The sequence below is a fragment of the Streptomyces zhihengii genome, assembly GCF_016919245.1.
GTDB lineage: Bacteria > Actinomycetota > Actinomycetes > Streptomycetales > Streptomycetaceae > Streptomyces > Streptomyces zhihengii.
Genome location: NZ_JAFEJA010000002.1, coordinates 173206 through 195887 on the forward strand (window position 1 = coordinate 173206; position 22682 = coordinate 195887).

21 protein-coding genes are annotated in these 22682 nt (G+C 73.1%); 19 read left to right on the plus strand and 2 right to left on the minus strand.

What is annotated here, in order from left to right:
- Window positions 1–74: 74 nt before the first annotated feature.
- The 4 genes from JE024_RS28985 (at window position 75) to JE024_RS29000 (ending at window position 4284) form a co-directional block, all read left to right on the plus strand.
- On the plus strand, window positions 75–785 hold the full coding sequence (locus tag JE024_RS28985; protein ID WP_205378412.1) for an MBL fold metallo-hydrolase: 711 nt from the start codon (window positions 75–77) through the stop codon (window positions 783–785).
- 12 nt (window positions 786–797) lie between these two features.
- Window positions 798–2060 (plus strand): histidine--tRNA ligase, encoded by a 1263-nt coding sequence (gene hisS, locus JE024_RS28990; RefSeq protein WP_205376925.1) that lies wholly within the window; start codon window positions 798–800, stop codon window positions 2058–2060.
- Between the two features lie 172 nt (window positions 2061–2232).
- Window positions 2233–2868, plus strand: a complete 636-nt coding sequence (locus JE024_RS28995; protein ID WP_205376926.1) for a vitamin K epoxide reductase family protein — start codon at window positions 2233–2235, stop codon at window positions 2866–2868.
- 45 nt (window positions 2869–2913) lie between these two features.
- Window positions 2914–4284 (plus strand): replication-associated recombination protein A, encoded by a 1371-nt coding sequence (locus JE024_RS29000; RefSeq protein WP_205376927.1) that lies wholly within the window; start codon window positions 2914–2916, stop codon window positions 4282–4284.
- 188 nt (window positions 4285–4472) lie between these two features.
- Here the strand turns inward: JE024_RS29000 and JE024_RS29005 are convergent, their stop codons facing one another.
- The gene (locus JE024_RS29005) at window positions 4473–5174 is read right to left on the minus strand and encodes a DUF2470 domain-containing protein (protein ID WP_205376928.1); all 702 of its coding nucleotides are present in this window, start codon (window positions 5172–5174) and stop codon (window positions 4473–4475) included.
- Between the two features lie 206 nt (window positions 5175–5380).
- Here JE024_RS29005 and rpsD point away from each other — a divergent pair, with 206 nt between their 5' ends.
- Window positions 5381–5995 (plus strand): 30S ribosomal protein S4, encoded by a 615-nt coding sequence (gene rpsD, locus JE024_RS29010; protein ID WP_147990758.1) that lies wholly within the window; start codon window positions 5381–5383, stop codon window positions 5993–5995.
- Window positions 5996–6078: 83 nt separating this feature from the next.
- Here rpsD and JE024_RS29015 read toward each other — a convergent pair whose 3' ends face one another.
- Window positions 6079–8262, minus strand: a complete 2184-nt coding sequence (locus tag JE024_RS29015) for an ATP-binding protein (protein ID WP_205376929.1) — start codon at window positions 8260–8262, stop codon at window positions 6079–6081.
- Between the two features lie 161 nt (window positions 8263–8423).
- On the opposite strand from JE024_RS29015, the gene JE024_RS29020 reads away from it, so the two are divergent.
- The 14 genes from JE024_RS29020 to efp all read left to right on the plus strand — a co-directional run bounded on the left by JE024_RS29020 (window position 8424) and on the right by efp (window position 22681).
- The gene (locus JE024_RS29020; RefSeq protein WP_205376930.1) at window positions 8424–8855 is read left to right on the plus strand and encodes a DUF948 domain-containing protein; all 432 of its coding nucleotides are present in this window, start codon (window positions 8424–8426) and stop codon (window positions 8853–8855) included.
- 6 nt (window positions 8856–8861) lie between these two features.
- Window positions 8862–9266, plus strand: a complete 405-nt coding sequence (locus JE024_RS29025; RefSeq protein ID WP_205376931.1) for a hypothetical protein — start codon at window positions 8862–8864, stop codon at window positions 9264–9266.
- On the plus strand, window positions 9266–11935 hold the full coding sequence (alaS, locus tag JE024_RS29030) for an alanine--tRNA ligase (protein WP_205376932.1): 2670 nt from the start codon (window positions 9266–9268) through the stop codon (window positions 11933–11935). Before JE024_RS29025 ends, alaS begins: the two co-directional genes overlap by 1 nt.
- A gap of 91 nt (window positions 11936–12026) precedes the next feature.
- On the plus strand, window positions 12027–12500 hold the full coding sequence (gene ruvX, locus JE024_RS29035) for a Holliday junction resolvase RuvX (protein WP_205376933.1): 474 nt from the start codon (window positions 12027–12029) through the stop codon (window positions 12498–12500).
- Between the two features lie 101 nt (window positions 12501–12601).
- The gene (gene mltG, locus JE024_RS29040) at window positions 12602–14539 is read left to right on the plus strand and encodes an endolytic transglycosylase MltG (RefSeq protein WP_205376934.1); all 1938 of its coding nucleotides are present in this window, start codon (window positions 12602–12604) and stop codon (window positions 14537–14539) included.
- Window positions 14529–15365 carry a shikimate dehydrogenase gene (locus JE024_RS29045; RefSeq protein ID WP_205376935.1) on the plus strand — a complete coding sequence of 279 codons (837 nt, stop codon included), beginning with the start codon at window positions 14529–14531 and terminating at the stop codon, window positions 15363–15365. Before mltG ends, JE024_RS29045 begins: the two co-directional genes overlap by 11 nt.
- A gap of 50 nt (window positions 15366–15415) precedes the next feature.
- Complete coding sequence (locus tag JE024_RS29050; RefSeq protein WP_205376936.1) at window positions 15416–15832, plus strand: hypothetical protein; 417 nt, start codon at window positions 15416–15418, stop codon at window positions 15830–15832.
- 164 nt (window positions 15833–15996) lie between these two features.
- The gene (aroC, locus tag JE024_RS29055; protein ID WP_205376937.1) at window positions 15997–17181 is read left to right on the plus strand and encodes a chorismate synthase; all 1185 of its coding nucleotides are present in this window, start codon (window positions 15997–15999) and stop codon (window positions 17179–17181) included.
- Window positions 17178–17735, plus strand: coding sequence for a shikimate kinase (locus tag JE024_RS29060; protein WP_244883252.1), 558 nt, complete (start codon window positions 17178–17180; stop codon window positions 17733–17735). Before aroC ends, JE024_RS29060 begins: the two co-directional genes overlap by 4 nt.
- A complete protein-coding gene (aroB, locus tag JE024_RS29065; protein WP_205376938.1) occupies window positions 17732–18826 on the plus strand; it encodes a 3-dehydroquinate synthase in 1095 nt (364 codons plus the stop codon). Before JE024_RS29060 ends, aroB begins: the two co-directional genes overlap by 4 nt.
- Complete coding sequence (locus JE024_RS29070) at window positions 18823–19263, plus strand: type II 3-dehydroquinate dehydratase (RefSeq protein WP_205376939.1); 441 nt, start codon at window positions 18823–18825, stop codon at window positions 19261–19263. Before aroB ends, JE024_RS29070 begins: the two co-directional genes overlap by 4 nt.
- A 193-nt stretch (window positions 19264–19456) precedes the next feature.
- Window positions 19457–20323, plus strand: a complete 867-nt coding sequence (locus JE024_RS29075; protein ID WP_205376940.1) for a Pro-rich N-terminal domain-containing protein — start codon at window positions 19457–19459, stop codon at window positions 20321–20323.
- 627 nt (window positions 20324–20950) lie between these two features.
- The gene (locus tag JE024_RS29080) at window positions 20951–22057 is read left to right on the plus strand and encodes a M24 family metallopeptidase (protein WP_205376941.1); all 1107 of its coding nucleotides are present in this window, start codon (window positions 20951–20953) and stop codon (window positions 22055–22057) included.
- Between the two features lie 57 nt (window positions 22058–22114).
- Complete coding sequence (efp, locus tag JE024_RS29085; protein ID WP_205376942.1) at window positions 22115–22681, plus strand: elongation factor P; 567 nt, start codon at window positions 22115–22117, stop codon at window positions 22679–22681.
- The last annotated feature ends 1 nt before the right edge of the window (window position 22682 follow it).

The following is a 22682-nucleotide window of genomic DNA, read 5'->3' on the forward strand; positions in this document are numbered from 1 at the left end:
CAGCCGTGATCGGCGCGCGTCAGCCGCCCGCCGGTCCCGCCACAAGCCTCTCGACGACCGAACTGAGGACGATCGTGCTTATTGCCGGGTTCCCCGCCGGAGCCTGGGGGACCAACTGTTACCTGGTCGCCCCGGCCGCGGGCGAGGAGTGCGTGATCATCGACCCCGGCCACCAGGCCGCGCAGGGAGTCGAGGAAACGCTCAGGAAGCATCGGCTCAAGCCCGTCGCCGTGGTGCTCACCCACGGGCACATCGACCATGTCGCCTCCGTCGTCCCCGTCTGCGGCGCGCACGACGTGCCCGCCTGGATCCACCCCGCCGACCGGTACATGATGAGCGACCCGGAGAAGGCCCTCGGCCGCTCCATCGGCATGCCGCTCATGGGCGAACTGACGGTCGGCGAGCCCGACGACGTCAAGGAGCTCGCCGACGGCGCCTCCCTGAGCCTCGCCGGTCTGGAGTTCTCCGTCGCGCACGCGCCCGGCCATACCAAGGGGTCGGTGACCTTCCGGATGCCCGAGGCCGCGGACGTGCCGTCCGTCTTCTTCTCGGGCGACCTGCTGTTCGCCGGCTCCATCGGACGCACGGACCTGCCCGGCGGCGACATGGACGAGATGCTCGCCTCGCTGGGCCGGGTCTGCCTGCCGCTCGACGACTCGACCGTGGTGCTCTCCGGCCACGGTCCCCAGACGACCATCGGCCGTGAGCGAGCCACCAACCCGTATCTGCGCGAAGTGGCCTCCGGCCCCGGGAGCGGCCGGCCCGCTCCCCGACGAGGAATGTGACGAGATTCCGACGTGAACACCTTCCAGGCCCCCCGGGGCACCTACGACCTCATCCCGCCGCGCTCCGCAGTGTTCCTCGCGGTCCGCGACGCGATCTCCACCCCGCTGAAGAACTCCGGCTACGGCTACGTCGAGACGCCCGGCTTCGAGAACGTCGAGCTCTTCGCCCGCGGCGTCGGTGAGTCCACCGACATCGTCTCCAAGGAGATGTACGCCTTCGAGACCAAGGGCGGCGACCAGCTGGCGCTGCGCCCCGAGGGCACCGCGTCGGTGCTGCGCGCCGCGCTGGAGGCCAACCTCCACAAGGCCGGCAACCTGCCGGTGAAGCTCTGGTACTCCGGTTCCTACTACCGGTACGAGAAGCCCCAGGCGGGCCGCTACCGCCACTTCTCCCAGGTGGGCGCGGAGGCGATCGGCGCCGAGGACCCGGCGCTGGACGCCGAGCTGATCATCCTGGCCGACCAGGCGTACCGCTCGCTGGGGCTGCGCGACTTCCGCATCCTGCTGAACTCGCTCGGCGACAAGGAGTGCCGCCCGGTCTACCGGGAGGCCCTGCAGACCTTCCTGCGCGACCTCGACCTCGACGAGGACACCCGCCGCCGGGTCGAGATCAACCCGCTGCGCGTCCTCGACGACAAGCGCGCCGAGGTCCAGAAGCAGCTCTCCGGCGCGCCCATGCTGCGCGACTACCTCTGCGACGCCTGCAAGGCGTACCACGAGGAGGTCAGGGCGCTGATCACGGCGGCCGGGGTCGCCTTCGAGGACGACGAGAAGCTGGTCCGCGGTCTCGACTACTACACCCGCACCACCTTCGAGTTCGTGCACGGCGGTCTCGGCTCCCAGTCCGCGGTGGGCGGCGGCGGCCGCTACGACGGCCTCTCCGAGATGATCGGCGGCCCCGCGCTGCCGTCCGTCGGCTGGGCCCTCGGCGTCGACCGCACGGTGCTGGCCCTGGAGGCCGAGGGCGTCGTCCTCGACATCCCGGCCGCCACCAGCGTGTACGCCGTCCCGCTCGGCGAGGAGGCCCGCCGGGTGCTGTTCGGCGTGGTGACGGAGCTGCGCAGGGCCGGGGTCGCCGCGGACTTCAGCTACGGCGGCAAGGGCCTCAAGGGCGCCATGAAGAACGCCAACCGGTCCGGGGCGCCGTACGCCCTGGTGGCCGGCGAGCGCGACCTCGCCGAGGGCGTGGTCCAGCTCAAGGACATGGAGTCGGGCGAGCAGCGGGCGGTCCCGCTGGAGACCGTCGTCTCCGAACTGCGCGCGAAGCTGGCCTGACCGGGCCGCGCGAAGGGGCTCCGGGCGTCAACTGCCCGGGGCCCCTTCGCCGTTGCCCCGGTGCGCGGCGGTCACCCGGCGGGGTTCCTTATGCGGATCGAACGGAGACGGCGGGGCACGGTGGGGCAGAATGGCCCTGCTCCAGCCACCGGCGAGACGATGGAACGGCGACATGACCTCTTCAGCAGCCCGCGACGTGCCCACCGGCACCCAGGACCGCCCCGACGCGGGCACGATCGGGGCGAGCCGCGCCTTCGCGTGGATGCTGGTGGTCACCGGCGCGGCCGGGCTGCTGGCCGCCTGGGTGATCACCATCGACAAGTTCAAACTGCTCCAGGACCCGGGCTTCACCCCGGGATGCAGCCTGAACCCGGTGGTCTCCTGCGGCAACATCATGAAGAGCGACCAGGCCGCCGTCTTCGGCTTCCCCAACCCGATGCTGGGCCTGGTCACCTACGCGATGGTGATCGCGATCGGCGTCGCGCTGCTGGCCGGGGCCCGCTACCGCCGCTGGTACTGGCTCGGGCTGAACGCCGGCTGCCTGTTCGGCGTCGGCTTCTGCACCTGGCTGATGCAGCAGTCGCTGTACGAGATCAACGCCCTGTGCCTGTGGTGCTGCCTCGCGTGGACGGGCACGATCGTCATGTTCTGGTACGTCACCTCCCACAACGTCCGCAAGGGCGTGCTGCCCGCGCCCGCCGCGCTGCGCACCTTCTTCGGTGAGTTCACCTGGGTCCTGCCGGTGCTGCACATCGGCGTGATCGGGATGCTGATCCTGACCCGCTGGTGGGACTTCTGGACCTCCTGACCCGCCCGGAAGAGACTGTCGGTCCCCTGGCATAGGCTTCAGGACGTGGAACCCGACCTGTTCACCGCCGCTGCCGAAGAGCGCCAGGAGACCGACCCGACCAGCAGCCCCCTGGCCGTCCGGATGCGCCCGCGCACCCTCGACGAGGTCGTCGGCCAGCAGCATCTGCTGAAGCCGGGATCGCCCCTGCGCCGCCTCGTCGGCGACGGGGCCACCGGCCGGGCCGGTGCCTCCTCGGTGATCCTCTGGGGCCCGCCGGGCACCGGGAAGACGACCCTCGCGTACGTCGTCTCCAAGGCCACCGACAAGCGGTTCGTCGAGCTCTCCGCCATCACCGCGGGCGTCAAGGAGGTCCGGGCGGTCATCGAGGGCGCCCGCAGGGCCTCCGGCGGGTACGGCAGGGAGACGGTCCTCTTCCTCGACGAGATCCACCGCTTCTCCAAGGCCCAGCAGGACTCCCTGCTCCCCGCCGTGGAGAACCGCTGGGTCACCCTGATCGCCGCCACCACGGAGAACCCGTACTTCTCGGTCATCTCCCCGCTGCTCTCCCGCTCGCTGCTGCTCACCCTGGAGCCGCTCACCGACGACGACATCGCCGCGCTGCTCGACCGCGCCCTCGCCGAGGAGCGGGGTCTCGACGGAGCGGTGGAGCTCGCCCCGGGGGGCCGGGACCACCTGCTGCGCATCGCCGGCGGCGACGCCCGCCGGGCGCTCACCGCGCTGGAGGCCGCCGCGGGGGCGGCCATCGACAAGGGGGAGGGCGAGATCTCCCTGGCCACGGTCGAGGAGACGGTCGACCGCGCCGCGGTGAAGTACGACCGCGACGGCGACCAGCACTACGACGTGGCCAGCGCGCTCATCAAGTCCATCCGGGGCTCCGACGTGGACGCCGCGCTGCACTACCTGGCCCGGATGATCGAGGCGGGGGAGGACCCGCGGTTCATCGCCCGCCGGCTGATGATCTCCGCCAGCGAGGACATCGGCCTGGCGGACCCGACGGCGCTGCCCACCGCCGTGGCGGCCGCCCAGGCGGTGGCCATGATCGGCTTCCCCGAGGCCGCGCTGACCCTGAGCCACGCCACGATCGCCCTCGCGCTGGCCCCGAAGTCCAACGCGGCGACGCTCGCGATCTCCGCCGCCCAGCAGGACGTCCGCAACGGCATGGCCGGTCCCGTGCCGTCCCATCTGCGCGACGGCCACTACAAGGGCGCGGCCAAGCTGGGCCACGCGCAGGGCTACGTCTACCCGCACGACGTCCCGGGCGGCATCGCTGCCCAGCAGTACGCACCGGACGCGGTGCGCGGCCGCCGCTACTACGAGCCCACCCGCTACGGCGCGGAGGCCCGCTACGCGGATGTGGTCGAGAAGGTCCGCGAGCGGCTGCGGGCCGGAAACTCCAGCCCGTCCGGCGATTGAGGACACGGCCGCGGGCCGTGCCGCGACCACCTGCCCGGGCAGACCTACGGGGCCGGGCGGAACGGGGCCGTGCGGACCCACCGGCCCGGGCGGACCCACCGGCCCGGGCGGACCCACCGGCCCGGGCGGAACGGGGCCGTGGCCGCACCGGCACCCCGCGCAGCCCTGAACCGCGCGCCCCCGGCGCGCTACCCCGCCGCAGCGAACAGCGCGTGCATCGCGCGGCGCAGTTCCGTGACGTCGCGCACCGGCGCGGGGAAGTCGAAGCGCGCGTCGAACCCCGGTTCCCCCGGCTCCCCGGTGAACCGCACCCGCAGCCCGAACCGGTCCAGGGCCAGCGGCACCGCGCGCCTCTCCCGCCCGCCGGCGTCCCGCGCCCGCTCGCCGAGCAGCGCGCACAGTCCCTGCACCTGGTCGCCGTGGGCGGCGGCGAGGTGCTGGAGCAGCTCGGTCTCGTGCGCCACCAGCGGATCCACGGCCGCGGCGGCGAAGTCCTCGGGCTCCACGCCGCCGGTGCCCCAGAGGTCGTCGACGCTCGCCTCGCCGACCTCCAGGCGCAGCATCATGGCCCCGGGCTCCGCCGCGAGCCCGGGGGCGCAGGTGAGCCAGCCGGACACCCAGGCGCGGCCGCGGATACGGTGGGGAACGGAGACCGGTGCCACGTCGGTGATCTCCAGCACGGCCGGCAGCTCGTCGTGGACGGCGTGGGTGGCGGCGCGCACCACGGGGGAGTCGGCGGAGAACAGCAGGTACACCTCACCGTCGGGGCCGACCACCCGGGCCTGCGGGGCGAGCTGCTCCGGGCGGGCCCCCTCCACTCCGTGAACGAGCAGCACCGCTGAGCATGTACTCTGTACGAGAGTTCGTGTGCGTTCGGCTGCTGACGGCATCCGAGTGATTTCAAGCCCGCTGGGACGCGGCTGACCATGAGCTGATCGGACCTCCGTCACCTCGACGCCGGACGTCATCACGACGTCCACAGACGCGTCGGCGTTATTCGTGCTGTCCGTGATGCGCTTGGTGTTCCCAGGGCGAGACATGCGATCTCCTTGAGTAAGGTAAGCCTAACCTAACCTACTACGGAGGTCTGGAGAACGTGCCTAACCAGTCGCGTCCCAAGGTCAAGAAGTCCCGTGCGCTCGGTATCGCCCTGACGCCGAAGGCCGTCAAGTACTTCGAGGCTCGCCCCTACCCGCCGGGTGAGCACGGCCGTGGCCGCAAGCAGAACTCGGACTACAAGGTCCGTCTGCTCGAGAAGCAGCGCCTGCGCGCTCAGTACGACATCAGCGAGCGCCAGATGGCCCGCGCCTACGACCGCGCCAAGAAGGCCGAGGGCAAGACCGGCGACGCGCTCGTCGTCGAGCTCGAGCGCCGCCTCGACGCCCTGGTCCTGCGTTCGGGCATCGCCCGCACCATCTACCAGGCCCGTCAGATGGTCGTCCACGGCCACATCGAGGTCAACGGCGGCAAGGTCGACAAGCCGTCCTTCCGCGTCCGTCCCGACGACGTCGTGATGGTCCGCGAGCGCTCCCGCGAGAAGGCCCTCTTCCAGGTGGCCCGCGAGGGTGGCTTCGCCGCCGACGGCGAGACCCCCCGCTACCTCCAGGTCAACCTGAAGGCCCTGGCCTTCCGCCTGGACCGCGACCCGCAGCGCAAGGAAGTTCCGGTCATCTGCGACGAGCAGCTCGTCGTCGAGTACTACGCCCGCTGATCCGGCCGGAAACCTCCCGGTGAGAGCCGGGAGACCCGCCGCCCAGGCGTGCCGTGTCCGGCGGGAGACCGCCGGACACCGCCTCAGCCCGCCGCTTCCCCGCCGTTCCCGGTGGGGAGGCCGGCGGGCTCTCGCGTGTCCGGGGCGGCCGGCGGGCCGGTGCGCTGCCGGGCCCGGAAGACACGCACCCGCTCCGGAGCGGTGAGCGCCCGCCGTACCGCCGCGTCCAGCGGCAGCGCCCGCCCGGCCCGCACGCACTCCTCGTACCGCCGCGCCCCGAGCTGCTCCCGCGCACGGCGGGCGCACAGCTCCCGCGGGGCCCCGAAGTGCGCCGAGCCGAAGACGGTGACGCCCACCGAGTCCCAGACCGGCGCCGCCGCCCCCTGGAGCACCGCGGCCTCCGCCGGATCGCCCTCGGAGGCGGTCACCAGCGCCAGCAGCTCGATCGCCAGGACCAGCCCGACGAGGTCGTTGAACCGGTGGTCCACGGTGATGCACTCGACGAGCAGCGCCCGCGCGCGGGCGTGCTCACCGGCCGTCCAGGCCGCGTAGGCCAGGACGTACAGCGCGTACGCGCCGGCCCACTGCTCCCCGAACGTCCCGCAGATCTCCCGGACTTCCTCGCACACCGCGACGGCCGCCTCCAGCCGGTCCTGGAAGACCAGGGCCATGGCCAGTTCCACCCGGCCCATCAGCACATTGCTGTTGAGCTCCCCGGCCCGGTCGTAGTCGGCGAGCGCCCGGCGCAGCAGCCGCTCGGCGCGCGGCATGTCGTCGGACAGCAGGGCGAGGCAGCCCTTGCGGTGGGTGGCATACGCGCCCGCCACCACGTTGCCGGCCGCCTCGGCGGCCTCGCCGCACTCGTGCAGCGCGGCGGCCGCCGCCGCGTCGTCGCCCTGGAGCACCGCCACGTACCCGAGCACCCACAGGGCCTTGAGCCGGGCGTCCTCGTACCGGGTGTCCTCGGCGAGCACCCGGTCGAGCCAGTGCCTCCCCTCGGAGAGCCGGCCGCACCCGGCCCAGTAGAACCAGAGGGTGCCGACCAGATGCTGCCCGAGGTGGGCCTCGTCCGGGCGCTCCAGGCACACCTCGACGGCCGCCCGCAGATTGGGCAGGGCGTCGTCCGCGCAGGCCGCGACGTCCGACTGCCGCGGACCGAACCACTCCAGCTCGCACCAGGTGGCCAGCCCCATGAACCAGTCGCGGTGCCGGCTGCGCAGCCGCTCCGTGTCGCCGAGCGAGGCGAGCCACTCGGCGCCGTAGGCGCGGACGGTGTCGAGCATCCGGTAGCGGGCGCCGCCCGTGCCCTCGGCCCGGGTGACCACGGACTGGGCGATCAGCTCGCCGAGCACGTCCAGCACCGCTTCGGACGGCAGGTCCGGTCCGCTGCAGACGTACTCGACGGCCTCCAGGTCGAAGGGGCCGGCGAAGACCGACAGCCGTGCCCACAGCAGCCGTTCGGCGGGGGTGCACAGCTCATGGCTCCAGCCGACCGTCGTGCGCAGCGTCCGGTGCCGCGGCAGGGCCCCCCGCACACCGCCCGTCAGCAGCCCGAAGCGGTCGTCCGTCCGCTCCAGCAGCTGCTCCAGCGAGAGCGCGGGCAGCCGGCCGGCGGCCAGCTCCAGCGCCAGCGGCACCCCGTCGAGGCGGCGGCACAGCTCCCGCACCCGCGCCGGATCCCCTTCCGCCGGCTGCCAGGCCGCGGTGCCCGCCGCCCGGACGGTGAACAGCAGCTCGGCGTCCTCCTCGGACATCGGCCCCAGCGGCAGCACCGTCTCGCCGTCCAGCCGCAGCGGCCTGCGGCCCGCCGCCAGCACCGTGACGCCGGGCGCACCGCGCAGGACGTCGTGGAGCAGACCGGCGCAGACGTCGACCAGGTGCTCGAAGCCGTCGACGACGAGCAGCATCCGGGCGGGGGCCAGGCGCTCCAGCAGCACCGTGCGGGCGGGCCGGCCGGTGTGGTCGGTGACCCCGATCGCCGCCAGCAGCGTGTGGGCGACGAGCTCCGGGTCCGTCAGCAGGGACAGCTCGGCCAGCCGCACCCCGTCGGCGTACCGATTCTTCAGCGTCGCGGCGGCACGCAGGGCGAGGCGCGTCTTGCCGATGCCGCCCGGGCCGGCGAGCGTGACCAGCCGCGACGCCTCCAGGGCGCGTGCCGCCGCGGCCAGCTCGCCGGCCCGGCCGACGAAGCCGTTCAGCTCGGCGGGGAGGCCGCACGGGGCCGGTGGGGAGGTGCGGTGGGGATCACCGGGGCCGGGGTAGCGCATAGCGCACGCAGCGTACCGAGGCGTGTGCGCTGCGTACAACCGCCCCCGCGCCGGGCCCCGCCCGCGGCGCGGCAATCCGGTACGGTGCGCCACCCCGGGCGCGATAGGGTCGGGGACGCGGACAATTCAGTGCCGGACGACGATTCAGAGAGCGGTGCGCAGTGACCGGTGGAGAGGTTGCCGGGATTCTGGTGGCCGTCTTCTGGGCGATCCTGGTGTCCTTCCTCGCCGTGGTGCTGGTGAGGCTGGCCCAGACGCTCAGGGCGACCACCCGACTCGTGGCGGACGTGACCGAACAGGCCGTGCCGCTGCTGGCCGAGGCGTCGAACGCGGTCCGCTCCGCGCAGACCCAGATCGACCGGGTCGACGCGATCGCCAGCGACGTCCAGGAGGTCACCTCCAACGCCTCCGCGCTCTCCACCACCGTGGCGTCGACGTTCGGCGGCCCCCTCGTCAAGGTCGCGGCCTTCGGCTACGGCGTACGGCGCGCGCTGGGCCGCCGCGGCGAGGACACCCCGTCCGGCGACCCCCGTCGTACCGTGATCGTCGGCCGGACCGTACCGGGCGCACGGCGCAAGAAGCGGAAAGGCTGACGCTCCATGTTCCGCCGTACCTTCTGGTTCACCGCGGGCGTGGGCGCCGGCGTGTGGGCCACCACCAAGGTCAACCGCAAGCTGAAGCAGCTCACCCCCGAGAGCCTCGCCGCCCAGGCGGCCGACAAGGCGATCGACGCGGGGCACCGGCTCAAGGAGATCGCCGTCGACATCCGGGCGCAGATGGCGCACCGCGAGGCCGAACTCGGCGAGGCCCTCGGCCTGAACGAGAGGCCCGGACTGCCCCCGGCCTCCCGGCGCCCGGCCGTCGGGCGCGGCGGGCCGGCTGCGGTCGTCCGCCTGCACGCGGCGGACGGCCCCCCGAACACCGCCGGCACCCACCGCACCACCGAGAACACCACCGAGGAACCGGGCACCGGAACCTCGTACAACCGGAATGAGGACCACTGATGGAGTCGGCTGAAATCCGCCGCCGCTGGCTGAGCTTCTTCGAGGAGCGCGGCCACACCGCCGTCCCTTCGGCGTCGCTCATCGCGGACGACCCGACTCTGCTGCTGGTCCCCGCGGGCATGGTGCCCTTCAAGCCCTACTTCCTCGGCGAGGTCAAGCCGCCCGCGCCGCGCGTCACCAGCGTGCAGAAGTGCGTGCGCACCCCCGACATCGAAGAGGTCGGCAAGACCACCCGCCACGGCACGTTCTTCCAGATGTGCGGCAACTTCTCCTTCGGCGACTACTTCAAGGAAGGCGCCATCAAGCTCGCCTGGGAGCTGCTCACCAGCCCCCAGGACAAGGGCGGTTACGGCCTGGAGCCGGAGAAGCTCTGGATCACCGTCTACCTCGACGACGACGAGGCCGAGCAGATCTGGCGCGACGTCGTCGGCGTCCCGGCCGAGCGCATCCAGCGCCTCGGCAAGAAGGACAACTTCTGGTCGATGGGCGTCCCCGGCCCCTGCGGACCGTGCTCCGAGATCAACTACGACCGCGGTCCGGAGTTCGGCGAGGAGGGCGGCCCGGCCGTCAACGACGAGCGCTACGTGGAGATCTGGAACCTGGTCTTCATGCAGTACGAGCGCGGCGCCGGTGACGGCAAGGAGGACTTCCCGATCCTCGGCGACCTGCCGAGCAAGAACATCGACACCGGCCTCGGCCTGGAACGCCTCGCGATGATCCTGCAGGGCGTGCAGAACATGTACGAGACCGACACCCTGCGCGTCGTGATGGACAAGGCGACCGAGCTGACCGGTGTCCGCTACGGCGCCGAGGCCGGCTCCGACGTCTCGCTGCGCGTGGTCGCCGACCACATCCGCACCTCCACCATGCTCATCGGCGACGGCGTCACCCCCGGCAACGAGGGCCGCGGCTACGTCCTGCGCCGGATCATGCGCCGCGCCATCCGCAACATGCGGCTGATGGGCGCCACCGGACCGGTCGTCAAGGACCTCGTGGGCGTCGTGATCGACACCATGGGGCAGCAGTACCCGGAGCTGGTCACCGACCGCGGCCGCATCGAGACCGTCGCCGTGGCCGAGGAGTCCGCCTTCCTCAAGGCCATCAAGGGCGGCACCAACATCCTCGACACCGCCGTCACCGAGACCAAGGCCGCCGGCGGCACCGTGCTCGCCGGCGACAAGGCGTTCCTGCTCCACGACACCTGGGGCTTCCCGATCGACCTCACCCTGGAGATGGCCGCCGAACAGGGCCTGTCCGTGGACGAGGACGGCTTCCGCCGCCTGATGAAGGAGCAGCGGGACCGGGCCAAGGCCGACGCCAAGGCCAAGAAGACCGGCCACGCCGACCTCTCCGCCTACCGCGAGGTCGCCGACAACTCGGGCACCACCGAGTTCACCGGCTACAGCGCCCTGGAGGGCGAGTCCACCGTCGTCGGCCTGCTCGTCGACGGCGTCTCCTCCCCGGCGGCCTCCGAGGGCGACGAGGTCGAGGTCGTCCTCGACCGCACCCCCTTCTACGCCGAGGGCGGCGGCCAGCTCGCCGACCAGGGCCGCATCCGGCTGGACTCCGGCGCGGTCATCGAGGTCCGCGACGTGCAGCAGCCGGTTCCCGGCGTCAGCGTCCACAAGGGCGTGGTGCAGGTCGGCGAGGTCACCGTGGGCGCCGCCGCCCACGCCGCCATCGACGTGCGCCGCCGCCGGGCCATCGCCCGCGCCCACAGCGCCACCCACCTGACCCACCAGGCCCTGCGCGACGCCCTCGGCCCGACGGCCGCCCAGGCCGGCTCGGAGAACTCCCCGGGCCGCTTCCGCTTCGACTTCGGCTCCCCGAACGCCGTCCCCGGCACGGTCCTCACCGACGTCGAGCAGAAGATCAACGAGGTCCTCGCGCGCGAACTCGACGTCCACGCCGAGGTCATGAGCATCGACGAGGCCAAGAAGCAGGGCGCCATCGCCGAGTTCGGCGAGAAGTACGGCGAGCGGGTGCGCGTCGTGACCATCGGCGACTTCTCCAAGGAGCTGTGCGGCGGCACCCACGTCGGCAACACCTCCCAGCTCGGCCTGGTGAAGCTGCTCGGCGAGTCCTCCATCGGCTCCGGCGTGCGCCGTGTCGAGGCCCTCGTCGGCGTCGACGCGTACAACTTCCTGGCCAAGGAGCACACGGTCGTCGCCCAGCTCCAGGAGCTGGTCAAGGGCCGCTCCGAGGAGCTCCCGGAGAAGATCGCCGCCATGCTCGGCAAGCTGAAGGACGCCGAGAAGGAGATCGAGAAGTTCCGCGCCGAGAAGGTGCTGGGCGCCGCCGCCGGTCTCGCCGAGGGCGCCAAGGACGTCCGCGGCACGGCCCTGGTGACCGGCACGGTCCCCGACGGGACCTCCGCCGACGACCTGCGCAAGCTGGTGCTCGACGTGCGCGGCCGCATCCCGGGCGACCGTCCGGCCGTCGTGGCCGTCTTCACCACGGCCAACGGCCGTCCGCTGACGGTCATCGCCACCAACGAGGCGGCCCGTGAGCGCGGTCTCAAGGCCGGCGACCTGGTGCGCGCCGCGGCGAAGACGCTGGGCGGCGGCGGTGGCGGCAAGCCGGACGTCGCCCAGGGCGGCGGCCAGAACCCGGACGCCATCGGCGACGCGATCGCCGCCGTCGAGCGTCTTGTCACCGAGACCGCGTGAGCACGGCCGCCGGTCCGCGGCAGGGCCGGACGCGCGCACGGATCCTGCGTGCGCGCGTCCGGCCGGCCCCGGCCCCGGCGGGGAACGGGAAGTGAGCGCCATGCGCAGAGGACGCCGCCTCGCGGTCGACGTCGGGGACGCCCGGATCGGGGTGGCCTCGTGCGACCCGGACGGGCTGCTCGCCACACCGGTGGAGACCGTCCCCGGCCGGGACGTCCCGGCCGCCCACCGGCGGCTGCGGCTCCTGGTCGAGGAGTACGAGCCGATCGAGGTCGTGGTCGGGCTGCCCCGCTCGCTCAACGGCACGGAGGGCCCGGCGGCCAAGAAGGTCCGCGCCTTCGCGAGGACACTCGCCCAGGGCATCAAGCCGGTCCCCGTCCGTCTGGTCGACGAGCGGATGACGACGGTGACGGCCACCGCGGGGCTGCGCGCGTCGGGGGTGAAGGCGAAGAAGGGCCGGTCCGTCGTCGACCAGGCCGCCGCCGTGGTGATCCTGCAGAACGCCCTGGAGTCCGAACGGGTGTCGGGCCAACCCCCGGGCGAGGGCGTCGAAACGATTGTCTGATCGCGATACGGTAACGTTCCGCGCAATGCGGCCGTGTTCGAACAGCGGCCGCACAGAGAAGAGGCGGATCGTCTTCGCCGTCTCGCGGCCCTAGGGGATCGATGACTGAGTATGGCCGGGGCCCCGGCTCCGAACCGTGGCATCCCGAGGACCCGTTGTACGGGGACCAGGGATGGGGAGGCCGGCAGTCCACCGAGGGTCACGCTCCGTACACCGGTGAGTCCCAGCAGTATCAGCAGCAGGGGCAGCACCAGCAGTACGGGCAGCAGCACGACCCGTACGCGCAGGCGCAGTACGGGCAGCAGCAGGACCCGTACGCGCAGCAGCAGTACGGGCAGCAGCAGCAGTACGGCGGCCAGGGTCAGGGCCAGTACGACCAGCACCAGCAGCACACGCAGGGCGGCGGGCAGCAGCAGGACCCGTACGCGCAGGCGCAGTACGGGCAGCAGCAGCAGTACGGCGGCCAGGGTCAGGGCCAGTACGACCAGCACCAGCAGCACACGCAGGGCGGCGGGCAGCAGCAGGACCCGTACGCGCAGCAGCAGCACCAGTACGGCGGCCAGGGCTACGACTCCTCCTGGGACACCGGCCAGCAGGCGGCCATGCCGTACAACCCGGACCAGACCGGCGGCTACGGCGCCCACCCCCCGGGCTACGGCAGCCGGCAGGAGGCCGACTACTACGCGACGCCCGAGGCGTACCCGCCGCCCGAGCCCCCCGGCCGCCGCGGTCGGCAGCAGCCCGAACCGGAACCCGCCGTGGACTGGGACCGGGAGGCCGAGCAGGAGGAGGACCACCCGTTCTTCACCGGCGAGGACACCGGCACGGGCCGCCGCGGCGAGGGCCGCGGGCGCGGCCGTGAGCAGGCCCGGCGCGGCGACGACGGCCATGACGACGGCGGCGACGACGACGGCGACGGATACGACGACCACGACGAAGGGCCGCGCTCCGGCGGCGGCCGCGGCGGCAAGCGGAAGGGCCGCAACGGCCTGGCCTGCCTGGTGGTCGCGGCGGTCCTGGTCGGCGGAATGGGCGGCGTCGGGTACTTCGGCTACCAGTTCTGGCAGGACCGCGGGAAGGTCGAGGACTTCGCGGGAGCGGGCACCGGCCAGGTGTCGGTCGAGATCCCCAAGGGCGCGACCGGCTCCACGATCGGCCAGATCCTCAAGCGCGAGGGCGTCGTCAAGAGCGTGGACGCCTTCGTCCAGGCCCAGAACGACAACCCCAAGGGCCGCTCCATCCAGGACGGCAGCTACCTCCTGAAGAAGGAGATGTCGGCCAAGAGCGCCGTGGAGCTGATGCTCAGCGACGCCAGCCGCAACAACCTGATCATCGCCGAGGGCCGCCGCAACGCCACGATCTACGCCGACATCGACAAGCGCCTCGGCCTGGAGGCCGGCACCACCGCCGACGTCGCCGAGAAGAACGCGGACTCGCTCGGGCTGCCCGAGTGGGCCCGGGGCCACGCCGACGTGAAGGACCCGCTGGAGGGCTTCCTCTTCCCGGCCGCCTATCCCGTCGCCAAGGGCACCAAGCCCGAGGCCGTCCTGAAGAAGATGGTCGCCAGGGCGAACCAGGAGTACGAGAAGGCGGGCCTGGAGGACAAGGCCGAGGGACTGGGGCTCAAGAGTCCCTGGGAGCTGCTGACGCTCGCCAGCCTCGTCCAGGTCGAGGGCAAGACGCACGACGACTTCCGCAAGATGTCCGAGGTCGTCTACAACCGCCTCAAGCCGACCAACACCGAGACCAACCAGCTGCTCCAGTTCGACTCGGCCTTCAACTATCTCAAGGGGGAGTCGAACATCGACATCTCCGAGGCCGAGATCAACAAGAACCAGGACCCGTACAACACGTACACCCAGCGGGGCCTGACGCCCGGACCGATCAGCAACCCCGGCAACGACGCCATCGCCGCGGCGCTGAACCCGACGGACGACGGCTGGATGTACTTCGTCGCCACGGACGGCATGAAGGTGACGGAGTTCGCCAAGACCCACGCCGACTTCCTGAAGCTGAAGGACAAGTTCAATGCCAGTTAGGCCCGGGGCGCGACGGGCGGCCGTGCTCGGCTCGCCCGTCGCCCACTCGCTCTCCCCGGTGCTCCACAACGCCGCCTACGCCGCCATGGGCCTGACCGGCCGTACCTACGAGCGGTTCGACGTCGACGAGGCCGCGCTGCCCGGCTTCGTCGACGCGCTCGACGCGGACTGGGCGGGACTGTCGCTGACGATGCCGCTCAAGCGCGCGGTCATCCCGCTGCTCGACGAGATCAGCGAGACCGCCGCCGCGGTGGAGGCGGTCAACACCCTGGTGTTCACCGAGGACGGGCGCAGGACCGGCGACAACACCGACATCCCGGGGATGATCGCCGCCCTGCACGAGCGGGGGGTGGAGAAGGTGGAGTCCGCCGCCGTGCTCGGCGCCGGCGCCACCGCGTCCTCCGCGCTGGCCGCCCTGTCGCGCCTGTGCACCGGGCCGGTCACCGCCTATGTGCGCAGCGCGGCCCGGGCGTCCGAGATGCGCGGCTGGGGCGAGCGGCTCGGCGTCGACGTCACCGTCGCCGACTGGGCGGACGCCGCACAGGCCCTTGCCGCCCCTCTGGTCGTGGCCACCACCCCGGCCGGCACGACCGACGCCCTGGCGGCCGCGGTGCCGGCGCGGCCCGGCACGCTCTTCGACGTCCTCTACGAGCCGTGGCCCACCCGGCTGGCGGCGGCCTGGGCGGAGCGGGGCGGCGCCGTCGTCGGCGGTCTCGACCTGCTGGTGCACCAGGCGGTGCTCCAGTGCGAGCAGATGACGGGGGTCTCGCCGGTGCCCGTCGAGGCCATGCGGACCGCCGGTGAACAGGCCCTCGGGGCCCGCTAGTATCTGCCCGTTCAATCAGGGGCACGACAAAAGCACAGGGGGATCCGGCCATGGACACCGGTCAGCCGCAGGCATCGATCATGAAGAACATCTTCGAGGGAGTCGTCTCCTTCCTCCCCGACTGGCTGCAGATCCCCATCCTGTGCCTGATCATCCTGCTCGTCGTCCTCGGCTGGATCGCCTCCATCCGCGGGAAGCTCGCCCGGCGCCGGGCGGCCCGCTCCCCGCAGCCCGTGGCCGCCCCGCCGGCCGGCGGGGGCAGCGGGGCGGACTTCCTCGGTCCGTACGCGCCGCCGGCCCAGCAGCCCGCCGGGCCCGGCGGGGCGGACTTCCTCGGCCCCTACGCGCCCGCCGCGCAGCAGCCCGCCCAGCCGCCGGCCGCGCCCGCCGGGCAGCAGCAGGGCGGCGCGGCCTTCCTCGGGTCCTACGCCCCGCCGGCCCGCCCGGGCGGCGACGACAGGGCCTGAGCCGTCCCGCTCCTCGTCCGCCTGATGGGACGGTGGCCGGGGGGCGCGCCGGGACGTGGGAGGATCGGGGGAGGCGGGCCTGGGCCGCGCGCCCCCGGTCTCACCGCCGGGCGGGCCCTGGTGCCGGGCCGCCGCAGTACGAGGCGCGAGCATGAGGAGCACCGTTGAGCAGGTTGCGTTGGCTGACCGCGGGCGAGTCGCACGGACCCGCACTGGTGGCGACGCTGGAGGGTCTTCCCGCCGGTGTCCCCGTCACCACCGACATGGTGGCGGACCACCTCGCCAGGCGGCGTCTCGGTTATGGACGCGGTGCCCGGATGAAGTTCGAGCGCGACGAGGTCACCTTCCTGGGCGGCGTCCGCCACGGTCTGACCATGGGCTCCCCGGTGGCCGTGATGGTGGGCAACACCGAGTGGCCCAAGTGGGAGAAGGTCATGGCGGCCGACCCCGTCGACCCGGACGAGCTCGCGCAGCTCGCCCGCAACGCCCCGCTCACCCGCCCCCGCCCCGGCCACGCCGACCTCGCGGGCATGCAGAAGTACGCCCTCGACGAGGCCCGTCCCGTGCTGGAGCGCGCGAGCGCCCGCGAGACGGCCGCCCGGGTGGCGCTCGGCGCGGTCGCCCGCTCGTACCTGAAGGAGACGGCGGGGATCGAGATCGTCTCCCACGTCGTCGAACTCGCCGCCGCGAAGGCCCCGTACGGCGTCGTCCCCGTCCCCGCCGACGAGGAGCGCCTGGACGCCGACCCCGTCCGCTGCCTGGACGCCGACGCGAGCAAGGCGATGGTCGCCGAGATCGACCAGGCCCACAAGGACGGCGACACCCTCGGCGGCGTCGTCGAGGTCCTCGCCTACGGCGTGCCCGTCGGCCTCGGCTCGCACGTCCACTGGGACCGCAGGCTCGACGCCCGGCTCGCCGGCGCGCTCATGGGCATCCAGGCCATCAAGGGCGTCGAGGTCGGCGACGGCTTCGACCTCGCCCGGGTGCCCGGCTCCCAGGCCCACGACGAGATCGTCCCCACCGACGAGGGCATCCGCCGCACCTCCGGCCGCTCCGGCGGCACCGAGGGCGGCATGTCCACCGGTGAGCTGCTGCGGGTGCGCGCCGCGATGAAGCCGATCGCGACCGTGCCGCGCGCGCTGCGCACCATCGACGTCGGGACGGGCGAGCCCGCCGCCGCCCACCACCAGCGCTCCGACGTGTGCGCCGTGCCCGCCGCCGGCATCGTGGCCGAGGCCATGGTGGCGCTCGTCCTCGCGGACGCGGTGGCCGAGAAGTTCGGCGGCGACAGCGTCACCGAGACCCGGCGCAACGTGCGCGCGTACCTCGACAACCTCCACATCCGGTGAGCGCCCCGCTGATCGTCCTGGTCGGCCCGATGGGGTCCGGCAAGTCCACCGTCGGCGAACTGCTCGCCGCACGGCTGGGCGTGGCGTTCCGGGACACCGACGCCGACATCGTCGCCGCCGAGGGCCGCGAGATCTCCGACATCTTCGTCGACGAGGGCGAGGCGCACTTCCGTGCGCTGGAGCGTGCCGCCGTCGCCGCCGCGGTCGCCGCCCACACCGGGGTCCTCGCCCTCGGCGGCGGCTCGGTCCTCGACGACGGCACCCGCGAGCTGCTCGGCGGCCTGCCGGTCGTCTATCTGTCCATGGAGGCCGAGGAGGCCGCCCGCAGGGTCGGGCTCAACCAGGCCCGGCCGCTGCTCGCCGTCAATCCGCGCCGCCAGTGGCGCGAGCTGATGGACGCCCGCCGCCACCTCTACACCGAGGTCGCCCGCGCCGTCGTCGCCACCGACGACCGCACCCCCGCCGAGGTCGCCGACGCCGTCCTCGACGCACTGGAGCTGAAGACCGCAACACCGGGGGAGACGACCCCGGACCCCCGGCAGGAGAAGCAGTGACGGACCAGGCAGTGACCCGCATCCAGGTCGGCGGCACGGCCGGCACCGACCCCTACGAGGTCCTGATCGGCCGGCAGCTCCTCGGCGAACTGCCGGGCCTGATCGGCACGCAGGCCCAGCGGGTGGCCGTCGTCCACCCCGAGGCGCTCGCCGAGACCGGCGAGGCGCTGCGCGCCGATCTCGCCGGCCAGGGCTACGAGGCCGTCGCCATCCAGGTGCCGAACGCCGAGGAGGCGAAGACCGCCGAGGTCGCCGCCTACTGCTGGAAGGCGCTCGGCCAGACCGGCTTCACCCGGACCGACGTCATCGTGGGCGTCGGCGGCGGCGCCACCACCGACCTCGCCGGCTTCGTCGCCGCGACCTGGCTGCGCGGGGTGCGCTGGATCGCCGTCCCGACGACCGTGCTCGCCATGGTCGACGCGGCCGTCGGCGGCAAGACCGGCATCAACACCGCCGAGGGCAAGAACCTCGTGGGCGCCTTCCACCCGCCGGCCGGAGTGATCTGCGACCTGGCGGCGCTCGACTCGCTGCCGGTCAACGACTACGTCAGCGGCATGGCCGAGATCATCAAGGCCGGCTTCATCGCCGACCCGGTGATCCTCGACCTCGTCGAGTCCGACCCGCAGGGCGCCCGCACCCCGGCGGGGCCGCACACCGCCGAGCTCATCGAGCGCTCGATCCGGGTGAAGGCCGACGTGGTCTCCAGCGACCTCAAGGAATCCGGGCTGCGCGAGATCCTGAACTACGGTCACACGCTCGCCCACGCCATCGAGAAGAACGAGCGCTACAAGTGGCGCCACGGCGCCGCGGTCTCCGTCGGCATGGTCTTCGCCGCCGAACTGGGCCGCCTCGCGGGCCGGCTCGACGACGCCACCGCCGACCGGCACCGCAGCGTCCTGGAGTCCGTCGGACTGCCCCTCACCTACCGCGGCGACCAGTGGCCCAAGCTGCTGGAGACCATGAAGGTCGACAAGAAGTCGCGCGGCAGCGTGCTGCGCTTCATCGTCCTCGACGGCCTCGGCAAGCCGACCGTGCTGGAGGGCCCCGACCCGGCCGTGCTGCTCGCCGCCTTCGGCGAGGTGTCCGCATGAGCCGCCGCGTGCTGGTGCTCAACGGGCCCAACCTCGGCCGGCTCGGGTCCCGTGAGCCCGACGTCTACGGCGCGACCTCGTACGCGGGCCTGGTCGAGGCGTGCGGGAAGCTCGGCCGGGAACTCAGCCTCGACGTCGAGGTGCGCGAGACCAACGACGAGGGCGAGATGATCCGCTGGCTCCACGAGGCCGCGGACCAGTCGATTCCGGTCGTTCTCAACCCCGGTGCCTTCACCCACTACTCGTACGGGATGCGCGACGCGGCGTCCCAGCGGACCGCCCCTCTCGTCGAGGTGCACATCTCCAACCCGTACACCCGCGAGGCCTTCCGCCACACCTCCGTCGTCGGCTCCGTCGCCAGCGGCACGGTGGCCGGCTTCGGCATCGGCTCCTACCGGCTGGCGCTGCGCGCGCTGGTGGAGGAGCTGGACGCCTGAGCGCGGGCCCGCGTCCCGTGCCAACGGGCCTGCCGGGCCCGCCCGATGGGGCACTTTGCGCCGCCTTCGGCCGTTGTCGTGACGGCGGCCGGAGGCGGTCGCACATCCGAACGGTCGCGAAAGGGTAACGTTCGGGGGCGGGGGGCCGACGGCCGCCCATCAGCGTCAGTCGTACGAGACGGAGTTGCACCGGATGCAGCACGCAGTGGGGGCTCCGCTGCCGCCGCCCCACGGACCGGGGCGGGGACCGGCCGCATGGACACCCAGCGCTCACCACCCCGGGCCGGTGCCCGGCCCGCCCGGCGGGCCCTTGCCTCCGCCACCCCCGCAGGGGCCGCCGGCGTCGCCGCCGGTCCCGCCGCCCGTGAACGGCGGCTGGAACGGCCCCGCGCCCCGGCACCCCTCCGCGGGACCGCCGCCGCGCGAGACCACCGGACACGTCCAGCTCCCGCCGGGGGAGCCCGTCCCCATACCCGCGCCGCCCCCGTCCGACGGCACGGGCGCGGCGATGCTCGCCGTGCTGCTCATCGGCCCGGCCGGCGCCGGGAAGACGACGGTCGCCCGCCACTGGGCCCGGACCCGGCGGGTGCCCACCGCGCACATCAGCCTCGACGACGTCCGCGAGTGGGTGTGCTCGGGGTTCGCCGACCCCCAGGACGGCTGGAACGACCACTCCGAGGCCCAGTACCGCCTGGCCCGCCGCACCTGCGGCTTCGCCGCCCGCAACTTCCTGGCCAACGGGATCTCCTGCATCCTCGACGACGCGGTCTTCCCCGACCGCCCCGTCGTCGGCCTCGGCGGCTGGAAGCGCCACGTGGGCCCCGGCCTGCTGCCCGTGGTGCTCCTCCCCGGCCTGGAGATCGTCCTCGAACGGAACGCGGAGCGCTCCGGCAACCGCCGCCTCTCCGACGAGGAGGTGGCGGGGATCCACGGCCGGATGGCGGGGTGGTACGGCTCGGGCCTGCCGATCATCGACAACTCCAAGTACGACGTCGAGACGACGGCCCGCGTCCTCGACGAGGTCCTCGCCCGCGCGATCACCAGCCCCCCGACCTGGTAGGCCCTCGGGCGGGCGGCTTTCCGGCCCGCCCTGTTGCTGGAGGCCGGGCCGCTTCCCAGCCCGTCCGGCTGCTTTCCAGCCCGTCCGGCGTTTGAGGACACCGCGCGGAGCGTGGTGCGGTGACGACGGCCGGCGGATGGCCGGTCGTCCGTGCCCGCGTGCGGGCCCGGGTCGCGTTCCAGCCCGTCCGGCTGCTGGGGACCGGGCGGCCAGTTCCCAGCCCGTCCGGCGTTTGAGGACACCGCGCGGAGCGTGGTGCCGTCACGACGGCCGGCGGGTGGCCGGTCGTCCGTGCCCGCGTGCGGGCCGTCCGTGGGCACGGCCTGCGGCCGTGTCCTCAATCGCCGGACGGGCTGGATCTCCGGCCGGGCCGTCCGGGATCGCGCGCCGGCCGGGCTGGATCTCGCGGCGGGCCGTCCGGGATCGCGCGCCGGCCGGGCTGGATCTCGCGGCGGGCCGTCCGGGATCTCCCGCCGGGCGGTCCGGGATCGCGCGCCGGGCGGGCTGGATCTCGCGGCGGGCCGTCCGGGATCGCGCGCCGGACGGGACGGAAACCCCGCCCCCGCGGGAACACCCGCCCGGGTCCGTCGCCGGGCCGAGTGCGGGGCGGGCTCGTACGCTCGGAGAATGTCCGAGGTGTATGGCGTCCGGCGCGGCCGGCTGCGTGATCGCTGCGCGGCGGCCGGGAGCGCGGCGGTCCTGGTGTCCCGGCCCGCCAATGTCCGCTACCTCGCCGGGGCCGCCCCGCCCGGCGCGGCCCTGCTGCTCGGCAGCCGCGAGGACGTGCTGCTGTGCCCCCGGGGCCCCGGGGGCGATCCCGCGGGCGGGCGGCCGGACGACGGGCTCCGGCTGGTGGTGCTGCCGGCCGGCACCGCCGACGCCGTCGTCGCCGCCGCCGAACTGGCCCGGGGCACCGGCACCGCGGCCCTCGCCGTCGAGGAGCACCATCTGACCGTCGCCCGCCACCGGGCCGTCGCGTCGGTCGCCCCCCAGGTACGGATCACCGATCTAGGGCTCGCCGTCGAGCAGCAGCGCGTCGTCAAGGACGACGACGAGATCGCCTCCCTGCGGATCGCGGCGGAGATCACCGACCAGGCGCTCGGCGAGCTGCTGGAGTCGATCCTGGTCGGCCGGACCGAGCGGCACCTCGCGCTGGAGCTGGAGCGCCGCCTCGTGGACCACGGCGCCGACGGCCCCGCGTTCCCCACCTCCGTCGCCACCGGCCCCAACAGCGGGCTCCAGGGCCACCGGCCCTCGGACCGGCGGGTCGAGGAGGGGGATTTCCTCTCGGTCTCGCTCGGCGCGAACTACCGCGGCTACCGCTGCGAGATCGGCCGCACCTTCGTGATCGGCACCTCGCCGGCGGACTGGCAGATCGAGCTCTACGACCTCGTCTTCGCCGCTCAGCGCGCCGGGCGGGAGGCGCTGCTGCCGGGGACCGCGTACCGCGACGTGGACCACGCGGCCCGGCAGGTGCTGGACGCCGCCGGGCACGGCGAACACCTCGCGCCCCGCACCGGTCACGGTGTCGGGCTGGAAATCGGTGAGGACCCGCAGCTAGCCCCTGCGGCCATGGGTAAACTGGACGCTTGCGTGCCGGTCACCGTCGAACCGGGGGTCCACCTCCCGGGACGGGGCGGGGTCCGGATCGATGACACGCTCGTCGTGCGCCAGGAGGCGGACGGCGGCCCCGAGCTACTCACCATCACGACCAAGGAGCTGCTCGCGCTGTAGCGCGTCCCCGCGGCCACTTCGTCGTCCACCAGCGTCAGTCCAGGAGATTCCGCAACCGTGGCTTCCACGAACGACCTCAAGAACGGCATGGTGCTCAAGCTCGACGGAGGCCAGCTCTGGTCCGTCGTCGAGTTCCAGCACGTCAAGCCCGGCAAGGGCCCGGCCTTCGTGCGCACCAAGCTCAAGAACGTCCTCTCCGGCAAGGTCGTCGACAAGACCTTCAACGCAGGCGTGAAGGTCGAGACGGCCACCGTCGACCGCCGTGACATGCAGTTCTCGTACATGGACGGCGAGTACTTCGTCTTCATGGACATGCAGACGTACGACCAGCTCATGGTCGACCGCAAGCAGGTCGGCGACGCGGCGAACTTCCTCATCGAGGGCTTCACCGCCAACGTCGCGCAGCACGAGGGCGAGGTGCTCTACGTCGAGCTGCCGGCCGCCGTCGAGCTGGTCATCGAGCACACCGAGCCCGGTGTGCAGGGCGACCGCTCCACCGGTGGCTCCAAGCCCGCGCGCCTGGAGACCGGCTACGAGATCCAGGTCCCGCTCTTCATCACCACCGGCGAGAAGATCAAGGTCGACACCCGCTCGGGCGACTACCTCGGCCGGGTGAACAGCTAAC